Source organism: Sphaerochaeta sp. UBA5836 (assembly GCF_002432845.1).
GTDB lineage: Bacteria > Spirochaetota > Spirochaetia > Sphaerochaetales > Sphaerochaetaceae > Sphaerochaeta.
The window spans coordinates 1-13,414 of record NZ_DJGW01000059.1 but is presented as its reverse complement, the minus strand read 5'-3'; the positions used below and the strand labels follow the sequence as shown (position 1 = coordinate 13,414).

Here is a 13,414-nt window from a genome sequence, read left to right as displayed (position 1 = left end):
ATGCTGCGTTTTGAGATAAAAAAAGTACACTTATGGACAGTTGTCCACAGGTGTACTTTGTTATTTTGTTCTATTATAAGAACTTAATGCCTAAAATTTTACCGGCGATCGGAATCGAACCGATACGGATTACTCATCCATCAGATTTTGAGTCTGACGTGTCTACCAATTTCACCACGCCGGCATCAGCGAGAACCATGCTACCAAATCCGTTTGGAAAAAGCAACACAGTTTACAAAAAATAGCGGCAGATTGTCTTTTCAATGTAATTGCTTTAGAGTAGAACGTACTCGGAGGGAATTGTGAAGAGTCCTAAAACATTCTTGGTCATGCTTCTCTTACTTTGTATGACCGTTTCCAATTTGACAGGCAAGGATGCAGATGACATCCTCAGTGCCGACCTTCCTATTGCCTATGGTGATGCACAATTCAGACAGCGTATACTTGAGCGAACCAAAGGGGAACGGTCTCCCGTAGGGTTGGTGCTCAGCGGCGGGTCCGCCCGTGCTTTCGCCCATATCGGAGTATTGAAATACCTTGAGGAGCAGGATATCGTCGTTGATTTCATTATCAGCAACTCGATGGGCAGCATCGTAGGCCTGATGTACGCGGCGGGTCTCTCCCCCGACCAGATTCTCCAAAGCATCACCGGGGTTTCCATACAAAGTCTCTTCGATACAACCCTGCCTTTACAAGGCGGTTTTTTGGACTCTTCCCGCTTCCTGGCCAAGGTAGCCTCCATACTCGGACCCGACTTGCAGCTGGAGAATCTTCCCATTCCCATCATTGTGATTAATGAGGATTTGGTGACAAAACGCCAGATTCATATCAGCGAGGGCGATTACTACAGGGTACTCAGGGGCAGCTATGCACTTCCTGTTTACTTCCCTCCGGTAGAGTATCGCGGGCACCTGCTGCTTGACGGCGGTGTAACCAATATTGTTCCCGTCGACTTGGCATATGAATATTCCGATTCGGTTATCGTCTCTACAACCTTCTACGATGTGGATACCTTGAACCTCAAGAATCCGTTGACCGTGCTGAATGTTTCCCTGGACATTGGAAAACGAAGAAGGGGAGTGGAAGAGCTCAAGAGGTCCCTCGACAAAGTCATCTGGATTCGAAACGATGTCGAGGATGTCTCCTTCATGGAGTTTTCCAAGGCGGATTATCTTTCTCAAAAAGGGTATGAATCCGCAAAACTGCAGGCAGAAGGCCTTTCCGAAGTCTATAAGAGTGGAATCAGTGCAGAGCTGCTGGAGTTGAGGCTGCAGCTCCAGGAAAAATTACAGGCCAGCAAAGAACAGTATGACTTGTTCAGTCAGGTACCGGTGAATATTCCATCGCACCTGCTCGGCTTGGGCTTGGATAGTGATTTTTCCGACTTCGATACCTCTGCCCTCAAGGATGATATGACTCTTGGTCTGAAGTATATATGGAAGTCAGGGAACCTCTCCCTGTCTGCCAATGCCGGCTACGCCTTGAATTTCGTTACCAATGATCATTTTGGCGCAGTTCCTGTAGTGAGGACCCAAGTCGATTATCACTTGCTGAAGCATGTCAAGGCTACGGGGTATGCCTCCCTTCTGTTTGATGTTGCAAAAAAAGCTCCGATCCTCTCTTTTGGAGCGGTGCTTGAAGGCAGGCTCTTTACACTGCAGAACAAGCTGAGACTCGGCTTGATGCAGTCCTTCGAACAGATGAGCAATTACAAGAACAGCTCGTATACCGATTCCTGGAATGATACTTCGTATCTCTATACGGTTCGCTTGGAAGGCCTGTTGGCAGACCAGAAGAATCAAATCTGGAACTTCACTGACACGTCTCTTGCCTTTTCCTACCAGATTCTCGGTGATTACTCGGTCAATCGGTCGTTCCTCTCCGCCAGGGCTGAATCGGAACTTGTGCAAAGTCGATGGGACATGTTTGCTTCAGTAGAAAGCTACGCGCGTTTTGCCTTGGATGGCAACGGGGATGTCCCCTTCTTTACCAGCGACGGTTTCAGGACAACCAATACCCTGATCAAGGCACAAGGCCACAATTTGAGTCTCTCGGCCAATCCTGCCAATCATCTGGTTGGACTCAACTTTTCCTTGGGATATCGACCAAAATCCTTCAGGCCGACCATGGCCGAGTTGTTCATATTCCAGGACTCCTCATTGGCGATCTATTCCGATTTGATTTGGTATCGGAACAGCTTTATGCCGGCTCTCTCATTGGGTTTGGAAATGCAGACCGACATATCCCTGCTCGGTATCCGCACCCTTCCTTTCACGGTGTATGGTGGTTGGGATCAGAGTGTGAATACCTTTGTTTGGGGATTCTACTTCAACGTAATCTTCTAGTTCTGGTCCTATTCGAGGTTGTGCTCCCTGATGTACTGCAAATCCGCTTCAGTCAAGTCTGTATTGGGCAGTCGTTCTTCTTCATCCTCTTGCTTTCGCTTTTTTTGCTTGAGCGGCTTGCTGGGACGGGCGGCAAACCCTTCCAAGATTTCTGAATCCTGAGCAGCGAAGGTCCCCTCAAGCGGCTTGGGCATCCTGCCTGAAGCCACATTCACGGGATCTGCATCGATTTCCTTGGCAGTCTTGAGCCTGGTTTCAGCTGCTTCGAGCTTGTCCAGCAGGTGCTGGATATGCTGTTGCTTCATGCCGGAGGTATTGGAGAAGCGAGCCTCGAGCGCTCGCCTAAGCATGTCGATTGCAGCCTGCACCTGTCCGTAGTGGATGAGTACCTGGGCATAGTGTACATACGGTTCGGGAAACCGGGGATTTTTCTGTATGAGATCGGAAAAGAGTTCGTCGGCCTGTTCCCAATTGCCTTGCAGGATGTACAGCCATCCACGATTGTCCCTGATGCCGGGGCTTGAGTTCTCCATCTCAGCTGATTCATCCAACAATGCTTTCGCCTTGGACAAATCTCCTTTTTCCAACGCGTAGGTGGTGTAGTTGATGAAAAGGTTCTTGTCANNCGGTACCCACTTTCATAGACCTGATCGACAGTCTGGATTGCTTTTTGCAAGTCTCCATCCATCCAGTAAGCCATGCTGAGCATAGTCTTGGCGATATTGTCCAAATTGGGGTCCTTGCCGGTTGACGACTGTAGATACTGTTCCAGTATTGCTTTTCCTTCTGTTGCATCACCTTTCTGGAGGAACATGCTTGCCGATGTGACGACGAAGGATTTCTGGAGCCCAGCCTTGATGGCTTTTCGATAGAGAGGCCAGGCCTGGTCCCAGTCCTGTTGATTCTCACTGGTGATTTTCCGGTTGGCTTTCACATAATAAAAAACACTTCGTTTCAGATAGATGATTCCGAGAATATAGAGTGCAAGCAAGAGGATTTTGCTGTAGGTGGGGATGGCAAGTGTAAAAACAATGATTGTAACCAGCACAGACATCCAAAGTCCCCAATTGGTTTTTCGTTTCATGCGTATCGACCTCCCTTATACGTTTGTACTCTACAAGGATTGGACAGTGGTTGCAAGAGAGGTTTGTTTGCCGTATCGTATCGGTATGGAAGAGAGAGATATTCTGGTACACGCCTGTTGCGGTCCCTGCAGTACAGCCAGCATCGAGCGTTTGGTCGGCGAGGGTTGGAAGCCTGTGCTGTACTTCTCAAACAGCAATATTTTCCCCCAAGAGGAAGCGCAAAAGCGGTATGAGGCTCTCCTTGAGGTTGCCCAAGCGTACCAGCTTGAGGTGATTGCCGAGCACTACGACCATGAGAGCTGGCTTGCTTCCATCAAAGGGCATGAGGGCGAACGTGAAGGTGGTTTGCGCTGTGCGAAGTGCTTTGCCTACAACCTTGCCCAAGCTGCAAGCAAAGCCCGGCAGCTCGGATATTCCCATTTTACAACCACGTTGACGGTGAGCCGGTTCAAGAACAGCAGCCTGATTTTCTCAGTTGGAAAACAGTTTGAGGGGTTTGAATGCATCGATTTCAAGAAACAGGGCGGCTTTGACAAAAGTGTGAAGCTGACAAAGGAGCTGGGAATCTACCGACAACATTACTGCGGGTGTGAATTCAGCATGCGGTAATGTACTTTGCCTCTCCTCTGTTCTGATGATATACTCATCTGCCAAGGGGGATGAATATGTTGAGAAAGCTGCTTAAGTTTTTCACTGGCAGACTGTTCATCTCCTTTGTCCTGATTTCGCTGCAGATCTGGATTCTGGTCACTATTTTCTCATTCGCCCAAAACAGTACCCTCTGGATTCAATTTCTTTCAGCCTTATCAATTCTCATGACCTTGGTTGTGGTCACCCGCGACCTCAATCCCGCCTACAAGATTGGTTGGATGCTTATTTTCATGTCGATTCCTGTCTATGGCGGTCTGTTCTACCTGTTTTTTGGAAACAGGAAACTCAATGCCAGTCTTCGGGCAAGGTTGGAAAAGCTCAACATTTTCTACCAAAAAGGAGTAGAGGGTGGGACCTACAGCGAGCTCTTGCCGATGAAAGCACTGTCCAGCTACTCTCCAACGCTGGCGCGGCAGGCGCAGTACATTGCAAACATCACCGGCTTTCCTGTCTGGGGCAATACCGAAGTAGAGTATTTCAGTTCAGGGGAGGCATGGGTGCTGGATGTCCTGTCTGAGATGAGAAAGGCAAAGTCTTTCATTTTCATGGAGTTTTTCATCATCAGCGAGGGGGAAGTCTGGGACTCTTTCCTCTCGGTCCTGCTTGAAAAGCAGAAGATGGGCGTAAGAGTCTGCCTGATGTACGACGATGTCGGTTCCATTTTCGACATACCCTCCCATTTCGACCGCCGGCTTCGGTCCCTTGGCCTGGAGGTGGTCGCTTTCAATCCGCTTCGAGCCCACCTGAACAGCAAGCTGAACAGCCGCGACCATCGCAAGGTCCTGGTGATCGACGGCAACATTGGGTACACGGGCGGCATGAACATCGCCGATGAGTATGCCAACCGAAAGTTGAAATTCGGTCATTGGAAGGATACTGCAGTCAAGCTGCGAGGCGATGCCGTGTGGAGCCTTTCGCAGATGTTTCTTCAACTTTGGGCCTTCTCGACCGGGGAATCCGAGGACTTTGCCAAGCACAGGCCCACCCTGGCCGCAAAAACCGATGGCTTTGTGCAGCCGTTTGCAGACAATCCACTGGACAACGAGAATGTGGCCGAGAATGCCTACATCCAGATCATCAACATGGCCAAGCGGTATGTGTGGATCACCACCCCCTATTTGGTGCTGGACAATGAGATGCTGACCGCCCTCAAGATTGCATCGCAAAGCGGGGTGGATGTGAGAATCATCACACCCCATATGCCGGACAAGTGGTATGTCTTTGCGGTGACCCGGGAGAATTATCGTCCGTTGCTTGAAGCCGGAGTGAAAATTTATGAGTATACGCCAGGCTTTTTTCATGCAAAAATGTTTGTCAGCGACGACAGGGTGGCCATCATCGGAACGATCAACATGGATTATCGGTCCTTTTATCTGCACTTTGAGAACGGGGTCGCCTTGTATGGTTCTTCGGTGATTCGCAAGGTGCATGAGGATATTGCGCACACTCTGGCGATCAGTGAACAGATATCGCTTGCGCATATGAAGAACCGGCCATGGCATGTACGGCTGGCTGGATTGATTCTCAAAATTGCTGCACCGCTGATGTAGGAGGAGTGATGAGGTTCTTAAATTACGGATCCGTGAACATCGATTTGATTTTTACCGTCGATCATATTGTCAAGGGAGGGGAGACACTGCAAAGCACCTCTCTTACGCGAAGTGCCGGAGGCAAGGGAGCCAATCAGAGTGCAGCCTTGGCCAAGGCAGGTGCAACGGTTTTCCATGCAGGAAAGGTGGGCCGGGACGGTGACTTCTTGTTGCAGCTGCTGACTTCCTATGGTGTCGATGTCTCTCACATCCGCACCTATGACGGAGCGACCGGACAAGCCCTGATACAGCTGGATGCAAACAAACAGAATGCAATCATTCTCTACAGCGGCGGCAATGGTGCCATCGCCACGGATGAAATCGACCAGACTCTGGAACATTTCGGGTTCGGCGATGTACTGGTGCTTCAGAATGAGATCGTCCATATCGATTACCTGATCAAAAATGCAAAGCGACGGGGAATGAAGGTCTGCATGAATGTGGCTCCCTTCGATCCTTCGGCCCTCTCCCTTCCGCTCGAGCTGATCGATATCCTTGTTGTCAATGAGATTGAGGGTGCTGGTCTTGCCGATATGCGACAAACGTCCGATTACAAAGCCATCCTGGAGAGGCTGGTGACTCGATACCCCGCTTCTGAAATCCTGCTCACCATCGGCAAGCAGGGGTGTTGGTATGCTTTCAAGGATTTGAGGGTTCATCACGACATCTATGATACCCCCGTTGTCGATACCACTGCCGCCGGTGATACCTTCATCGGATATTATCTGGCTTCGATCGCCCGGGGCTGCTCGATTCGCCAAGCATTGCAATATGCCAGCAAGGCGGCAGGCCTTGCCGTTTCCCGCCCGGGGGCCATGGCTTCGATACCCCTTGCCGAAGAGGTGTTTTCCTAAAACCAAGGAATTTGAAGGCATGATGGAGATGGTGCCTATGGCAGCTTCAGGTGCCCAACAGTTGCAGGTGGGTTTTCCTGTAGGCGGACGGACTGGTTCCGGTGGATTGCTTGAATCGCTTGGAGAAGTGGAACTCCGAACAGAATTGGAGCTTGTCTGCAATCTCTTTGACCGATAGGTTTGTACTGGTGAGCAAGGCTCTTGCTGCCTCAAGCTGCAGGTTGGAGTAGTATTGCATCGGGGTGGTGTTCATCCGTTTTTTGAAAAGGCGGACGAAGTAGGAGTGGTCTAGCTGTACATGGTTCGCAATCATCTGCAGATCGACCTTGTCAAAGACATGGCGCTGCATATAGCGGATGGCTTTCTCCAGGCGGATGTTCTCTCCCTTTACTTCCTCGACTCTTGTTCCGGCGGAGAGGTTGTACAAAAGTCCGAGCACCTGATGGCAGGCACTGATGCGAAGCTCCCTGGTCTGGCTCAAACCCTTGTCCCTCACTTCCTCGAAGAAGAAGCGCCAGTTTGTCCCCACTTTGATAGGGTTCATGGTCTCAAGGCGTCGGGCCAGCTCGAGCTCCTCGGGACAATACAGGAGCGTGGCGTAGTAGGTAAGGCTTTCCTCAATATTTGCTTCGATGCTGTGGATGGTTTCGCCGGTGGTGACGAACAGCGAACCGGGGGAGATTGCGTAGCGGTTGTGGGCATTGGAAAATGTTCCACTGCCGCTGACAAAGTAGTGCAGCTCGAATTGGCCCTTCTCGTGGCTGTGCACCCGCTGGTGCCACAAGAGTTCCTGTTGTTCATGCATCTGAAAGACAAAAACTGCGTCCAATAGTTCCATAAGTCAATAATACATATGTTTTTCCAATCTTGTCTATGGTAATGCGCTCTCTGGTGGAGGATGCTGTAGCAAAGGAGACAGGGTAATATGCAAGTTGTTGCAGGAATTGATACTGGAACCCAGAGTACCAAGGTGCTCTGTTATGACGTGGATACGAAGCGCGTTCTGCTGACCGTGAGCGCGTCTCACCAGATGTTCAGCTCGGATGACGGGACGCGTGAGCAAGAAGCCGTATGGTACCTGGATGCCATCAGGTCCTGTTTCGACCAAATCGATCCGGCCATCAAGAGAGCGATTGTCGGCATCGGTGTCTCTGCTCAGCAGCACGGCTTCGTTCCCGTAGGAAAAAACGGGGAAGTGCTTGCACCGGTCAAGCTCTGGTGCGACACCTCTACAAAGGCTCAGTGTGATGAACTGACAGAAAGGCTCGGGGGAGAGGACCGGGTATTCTCCCTGCTGGGGAACCAGATTCTTCCAGGCTACACGCTTTCCAAGATCTTGCATCTCAAGCAGCATCGCAAGGATGCATATGACAAGCTTGCACACATTCTGCTGCCCCATGACTATATCAACTACTATCTCACCGGCGAGTATACCTCTGAGGCCGGTGATGCTTCGGGTACCGCCTTCTTCGATGTCGAGCACAAGAGGTACAGCCGTGAGGTTCTCGAGGCTGTCGATGATTCACGTGATCTGTACAGCATGCTGCCTCCCTTGGTGGAAGCCGGCCAAAGCTGTGGCAGGGTGCAGCCTTCCACGGCCAAGGAACTGGGGATTCCGGTCGGTATTCCCGTCTCCTGCGGGGCAGGTGACAATATGGCAGGCGCCATCGGAACCGGATGCGTCGGCAAGGGTGATCTTACCATGAGCATGGGAACCAGCGGGACGCTGTTCGGGTACAGCGACAGCTGCATCACCGACCGAAAAGGCCGTCTGGCGGCTTTCTGCTCTTCCACCGGCGGGTACCTGCCGCTGTTGTGTACGATGAACTGCACCATTACAACCGAATCGGTTCGTTCGTTGTTCGGCTACGACGTCAAGCAGCTCGACCAACTGGCAGCACAGGCCCCGATCGGGTGTGAAGGGGTTACCATGTTGCCCTTCTTCAACGGTGAGCGCGTTCCCAACCTGCCCCATGGCAAGGGTGTGATAGCCGGTCTGGACATGAGCAACATGAAAGTGCAGAACATTGCCCGGTCAGCCCTGGAAAGTTCCATCTATGCAATGAAGGGTGGACTTGATGCTTTTGGCGAGCTTGGCTTTGTTCCACAGCGTATTATTCTGACCGGAGGTGGGGCAAAGAGTCCCATCTGGCGCCAAATCGCCTGTGATGTCATGCAGTTGCCGCTTGCTGTTCCCATGGTTTCAGAGAGTGCAGCTTTCGGTGCCGCCCTGCAGGCCCTGTGGACGGTGGAGGGATCGAGAATTGTGGATCTTGCCAAGGAGCATGTGCTCTTTGACGAGTCGAAGTCATGTACACCGGATAAGGGAGCGGGCGAACAGTATGAAGTTGCCTATACCCGCTATCAAGCGTATGTTGAGGCGATGACGCCTCTGTTTGCATAGGAGGATACAATGCAGTATTTTGTTGGAGAACAAGAGTATTTTAAAGGAATTGGCAAGATTCAGTTCGAGGGAAAGGGCAGCAGGAACCCTTTGGCTTTTAAATATTACGACGCAAAGAAGGTGATCGCCGGCAAGACGATGGAAGAGCACCTGCGTTTTGCAACCGCCTATTGGCACAGCTTCTGCGCCGATGGCACCGACCCGTTCGGCAATGCCACCATCGATTTCCCCTTCCGCAAGGCTGACAAGTATGCGAATGCCATCGCCAAGGCCGATGCTGCATTCGAATTCTTCACCAAGCTGGGAACCCCGTTCTACTGCTTCCATGACATCGATGCATCCCCCGATCATGAAGTGGCGGCGGAGTATGAGAAGACCTACCAGAAAATTGCGGATGAGTTGCTCGCCCGCCAGAAGGCAAGCGGGGTCAAACTACTTTGGAATACGGCCAATGTGTTCTCACACCCCAACTATATGAATGGTGCGGCGACCAATCCTGATTTCAATGTAGTAGCGCGTGCCGCCGTACAGGTGAAGAACAGCCTTGATGTGAACGTCAAGCTCGGCGGGTCAAACTATGTGTTCTGGGGCGGTCGTGAGGGCTACATGAGCCTGCTCAACACCGATATGAAGCGCGAGCAGGAGCATCTTGCACGCTTCTTGTCCATGGCCAGGGACTATGGGCGCAGCATCGGATTCAAGGGAACCTTCCTCATTGAACCCAAGCCGATGGAACCGACCAAGCACCAGTATGACTACGATGCCGCCACAACCATCGGATTTTTGAAGAATTGGGGTCTGGAGAAGGATTTCAAGTGCAATATTGAAGCCAACCACGCAACACTGGCCGGTCATACGTTCAGTCATGATTTGCAGGTTTGCGCCGACAACGGCATGCTTGGCAGCGTCGATGCCAACCAAGGCGATTCAATCAACGGCTGGGATACCGATGAGTTCCCGACCAACGTGTACGAGACCACCCAGGCGATGCTGGTGATCTTGAGAAACGGCGGGCTTGGCAATGGCGGTTTGAACTTCGATGCGAAAAGAAGGCGCAATTCCACCGATCTTGAGGACTTGTTCATCGCCCATATCGGCGGTATGGACAGCTTCGCCCTTGGTCTTGAAGTAGCCCAGAAGATTCTTGAGGACGGCGTTCTCGACTCCTTCGTAAAGGAACGCTATAGCTCCTTCGATACGGGAGACGGCAAGAAGTTTGAGGAAGGCAAGCTCGGTTTGGCCGACCTGGCCAAACTCGGACACGCTGTCAAGATTGAGAAGAAGAGCGGAAAGCAGGAGTATCTGAACAACCTGCTGAACTCCTATCTTTTTGGTTAAGAGAGCAGCGGGGTTAGGACGACGTAACAAAGCGCGCTGGTCATAACCGAGAGTGAAGAGGTGAAGGAGGCAAGTTTTCCCTGGTCGGAAATCTTTTCGGTGAAAGCCACCGAGCTGGTCGAGATCGGGGAGAACACCGCCAGAGCCAAGGTGAAGCGGATGACCTGGCTGAACTGGGTGTGTTTGATGATGAAATATGCAAACACCGTTGCCAGGCCGTAACGGATGATGAGCAGCACGAATGATTTCTTGATCCAGCCTTTTTGGAACCGAATGTCCAGCATGAACCCGATCATCAACATGGCAATGATCGGGTTTGCTTTTCCGATGGTCTGCATCCAATCCTGGAAAAAGCGTGGAAGGGTGAAATCTGCAAAGGAGAGGCTGATCATGATCAGGTAGGTGATGAAAGGCGCCGAGGTGAACAGTTTCGTCAGCAAATCCTTGGTGTTTGGTTTTGTTCCTCCAGCCGTGGTGGAAGCCAACGAGTAGGTGAAGCCTGTGGTCATCAGGGCATTTCCCAAGTCAAATAGTGAGGCCGCCACCAGAGCCGGCGGGCCGTAGAGGGCTTGGACAAAAGGGAAGGAGAAGTTTCCTACGTTGTAGGTTGAGCCGCACAGCAGCGCATATCCTTTCAAGCCGTTTGACTCTTTTCTCATGCTGAGGTAGGAGAACACCATCAGCACTACATTTGCCAGGATCCCATAGAGGATGAGAACCAGCAGCGAATAGTCGAGTTTGAACGTGTTGAAGCTTGCCACGATCGCTGCCGGCAAGGTGATGTTCAAGGTGATTTTTGAGAGGGTTGCACCTTCTCTCTCACTGAAGAGCCCGATCCTCTTGAGTACGTTGGCAAGGGCGATCAGAAAAAGGAAAAGAGCAACCTGTAACAATGATTGCGCCATACGGTGCATCCTATCTTCTCTTCTGGGGAGAATACAAGTGGATTTTGGTTCAACTTTGCAGAAAGGCCAAGTCTTGGTCTGTCAGCGTAAGGTCGGCGCCTCCCAAGGTATCGGTGATTTGTTCAATCCTGCTGGATCCTGCAATGGCAATCGTCGGATTTCGCTGGCTGGTCAGATAGGCCATCGTAATGGCTGCAGGGCTTGCTTGGAGCTGCTCGCTCAATGCTTGTACCTTGGGAGCCAGGGCGAGATTTTCCTTGGTGAGGAATCTGCGTTTTGCAGTCTCGCTGAGGGCAGCCTCCCTGCCTGAGAGCAGCTTTGAGAACAAGCCCTTTGCCTGGGGTGCAAAGCACATCACCGGCATCTGTTCCTTCTCATACCACAGCCGCTGTTCCTCGGTCATGCACACCAGGGTGTCGTCCCCCCAGCTTTCAGGGGTGCAGTGTGCCAGGCTCCATTGGATTTCACTGATTGTAAACGGTGTTTTGCCATGAGCTTTCGCCCAAACGTTGGCTGCTTCGATGCGTTCCGTCCTCCAGTTGGAGACACCCAGGTGCTTGACCAGCTTCTTGTCGATCAAGAGGGATGCAAGGTCTATGATTTCATCGCCGCCCATCGAGGGGTTGTCCCGGTGGAAGAACCAGATATCCAGGCAATCGGTTTTCAGTTGCTCCAAGCTTCGGCTGATGTCCAGCATCATGTCCTTCTCGTTGATTCGGCTGCGGTGCATGTCCTCCTTGTAGGGATGGCATCCCTTGGATGCTACTATGACTTGGCCGTGCAGGTTGTTTGTACGAAGCCACTTGCCCAGCACCTGTTCGCTGGTCGATGGGCCTCCTGTCTTCTCCTGCCCGTAGATAAGGGCGGTGTCGAGCAGGTTGCCTCCCTTCTGATAGTAGATATCGAGTTGCTGCATTGCAGTCTGTTCGCTGATGGATGCTCCATAGTGATCACAGCCAAGGGCTATCCGGGCAAGGCGCTTGCCGAAAAAGTCGAGGTATTTCATTAGATCTCAATTCCCAGGAATCGCTTGACCAGGATTCCGATCACAAACGATACGGCGGCAACACCAAGGCTGATGAGTGTCATTTCCAAAAAGCGTTTGCCGAAGGGGAGGTCCTTGGCAATCGAGGTATAGTAGGTGAACAGCATGATGATGACCACCACCACGACAAGCATGAGAACCAGGGCATGGACATAACTCTCCAAAAGCAGATAGGGAAGGACCATGAATGCAACGGTGAAGAGGTAGGCGATACCGGTGTACATGCTGCTCTTTGCAGCATTCTTGTCACCGCTGTTCTTTGCCGAGAGATACTCGCTCGAGGCCATGGACAGGGTTGCCGATATTCCGGTGATCAAACCGGAGAGGGCGATGAGGCTGGTGTTCTGCAAGGCAAAGGTTAGGCCTGCCAAGGTACCGGAGAGTTCGACGAGGGCGTCGCTGAGTCCGAGCACCATGGATCCGATATATTGGAGCCGCTCCTCGTCAAGCATGTCAAGCAGCTCTTGTTCGTGCCGGTCCTCATCCTCGGCAATCTGTTTTGCCTGTGGTACTTCAGCAATAAGGGCGGAGTAGCCTTTGCTGGCCTTGTCCTCTCCTCTTTCCATTTTTTTCAGGACGAAGGTATAGCCGAGCAGCATGGCGAGGATGCTGTAAAACCATGCCTTGATTTTGTTGGGTTTTACTTGTTTTCCCGTCATCTTCTCCCAGATTTTGGCATGCCTGAGTTCTTCTTCGCCGATTCGGCGCAAAATTTCGCTATTGTGCTCATCCTTCACACGTTTGGCGAGATTCTGATAGATGAGATGTTCGGTCAGCTCTCCCCGCTGGAGAGCGAGGAGGACCAACATGGTCTTCCGGCTCACTTGTTTTTGCTGCATTGCGCTTGCTCCCTCAGCCAAGTATATCCACCCTGTTTGGTTTTGGAAATAGCTTTGCTTGACCGCACCGGTTTCTCTCTGTAGTATTGACGGAGGGCTCAGGAGGAGACATGGATGCAAACTACGAGGATCTGATCAAGATTTTTGCTTCAACAACAGATGTGAATGACATGCAGAAGCTGCTGGAAGAGATGTTGACTCCCAATGAGCTCAAGGATCTGCGGCTCAGGTGGAATCTGATGAAGGATTTGTACAAGGGGCTGCCCCAGCGCGAGATTGCTGCCTCCTATGGCATATCCTTGTGCAAGATAACCCGGGGGTCGAAGATATTGAAGCAAAAGGATTCGTATTGCAAAAAG

The 13,414-nt window shown here is 51.5% G+C and carries 12 protein-coding genes and 1 tRNA gene; 7 read left to right on the top strand and 6 right to left on the bottom strand.

Going from position 1 to position 13,414, the window contains the following annotated elements:
• Window positions 1-99 precede the first annotated feature (99 nt).
• Window positions 100-184: transfer RNA gene (locus tag B3F49_RS04775), tRNA-Leu, on the bottom strand.
• Window positions 185-347: 163 nt separating this feature from the next.
• On the opposite strand from B3F49_RS04775, the gene B3F49_RS04770 reads away from it, so the two are divergent.
• Window positions 348-2,345 (top strand): patatin-like phospholipase family protein, encoded by a 1,998-nt coding sequence (locus B3F49_RS04770; protein WP_293909328.1) that lies wholly within the window; start codon window positions 348-350, stop codon window positions 2,343-2,345.
• Between the two features lie 8 nt (window positions 2,346-2,353).
• Here B3F49_RS04770 and B3F49_RS04765 read toward each other — a convergent pair whose 3' ends face one another.
• Window positions 2,354-2,932 (bottom strand): tetratricopeptide repeat protein, encoded by a 579-nt coding sequence (locus tag B3F49_RS04765; RefSeq protein WP_293909326.1) that lies wholly within the window; start codon window positions 2,930-2,932, stop codon window positions 2,354-2,356.
• 582 nt (window positions 2,933-3,514) lie between these two features.
• Here B3F49_RS04765 and B3F49_RS04760 point away from each other — a divergent pair.
• From B3F49_RS04760 to B3F49_RS04750, 3 genes are read left to right on the top strand one after another with little or no spacing between them, the layout of a single operon-like run.
• Window positions 3,515-4,039 (top strand): epoxyqueuosine reductase QueH, encoded by a 525-nt coding sequence (locus B3F49_RS04760; RefSeq protein WP_293895800.1) that lies wholly within the window; start codon window positions 3,515-3,517, stop codon window positions 4,037-4,039.
• Between the two features lie 56 nt (window positions 4,040-4,095).
• Entirely contained in the window at window positions 4,096-5,631 is a 1,536-nt protein-coding gene (gene cls, locus B3F49_RS04755) for a cardiolipin synthase (RefSeq protein WP_293909324.1), read from the top strand.
• A gap of 8 nt (window positions 5,632-5,639) precedes the next feature.
• Window positions 5,640-6,524 carry a ribokinase gene (locus tag B3F49_RS04750; RefSeq protein WP_293895794.1) on the top strand — a complete coding sequence of 295 codons (885 nt, stop codon included), beginning with the start codon at window positions 5,640-5,642 and terminating at the stop codon, window positions 6,522-6,524.
• Between the two features lie 46 nt (window positions 6,525-6,570).
• Here the strand turns inward: B3F49_RS04750 and B3F49_RS04745 are convergent, their stop codons facing one another.
• Window positions 6,571-7,362, bottom strand: coding sequence for an AraC family transcriptional regulator (locus tag B3F49_RS04745; RefSeq protein WP_293909322.1), 792 nt, complete (start codon window positions 7,360-7,362; stop codon window positions 6,571-6,573).
• 87 nt (window positions 7,363-7,449) lie between these two features.
• Here B3F49_RS04745 and xylB point away from each other — a divergent pair, with 87 nt between their 5' ends.
• Both xylB and xylA read left to right on the top strand, forming a co-directional pair.
• Complete coding sequence (xylB, locus tag B3F49_RS04740) at window positions 7,450-8,928, top strand: xylulokinase (protein ID WP_293895788.1); 1,479 nt, start codon at window positions 7,450-7,452, stop codon at window positions 8,926-8,928.
• A 9-nt stretch (window positions 8,929-8,937) separates the two neighbouring features.
• Window positions 8,938-10,266 carry a xylose isomerase gene (xylA, locus tag B3F49_RS04735; protein WP_293909320.1) on the top strand — a complete coding sequence of 443 codons (1,329 nt, stop codon included), beginning with the start codon at window positions 8,938-8,940 and terminating at the stop codon, window positions 10,264-10,266.
• Here the strand turns inward: xylA and B3F49_RS04730 are convergent.
• Genes B3F49_RS04730 through B3F49_RS04720 form a run of 3 tightly spaced genes read right to left on the bottom strand, consistent with a single transcriptional unit; the run spans window position 10,263 to window position 13,055 of the window.
• A complete protein-coding gene (locus B3F49_RS04730; RefSeq protein WP_293909318.1) occupies window positions 10,263-11,171 on the bottom strand; it encodes an AEC family transporter in 909 nt (302 codons plus the stop codon). The genes xylA and B3F49_RS04730 overlap by 4 nt on opposite strands.
• Window positions 11,172-11,220: 49 nt before the next feature.
• On the bottom strand, window positions 11,221-12,177 hold the full coding sequence (locus B3F49_RS04725; RefSeq protein WP_293909315.1) for an aldo/keto reductase: 957 nt from the start codon (window positions 12,175-12,177) through the stop codon (window positions 11,221-11,223).
• Window positions 12,177-13,055 (bottom strand): VIT1/CCC1 transporter family protein, encoded by an 879-nt coding sequence (locus B3F49_RS04720; RefSeq protein ID WP_293909312.1) that lies wholly within the window; start codon window positions 13,053-13,055, stop codon window positions 12,177-12,179. Before B3F49_RS04720 ends, B3F49_RS04725 begins: the two co-directional genes overlap by 1 nt.
• A 110-nt stretch (window positions 13,056-13,165) precedes the next feature.
• On the opposite strand from B3F49_RS04720, the gene B3F49_RS04715 reads away from it, so the two are divergent.
• Window positions 13,166-13,414: Trp family transcriptional regulator (locus B3F49_RS04715; protein WP_293909309.1), on the top strand; the 249-nt coding region annotated here is incomplete at its 3' end.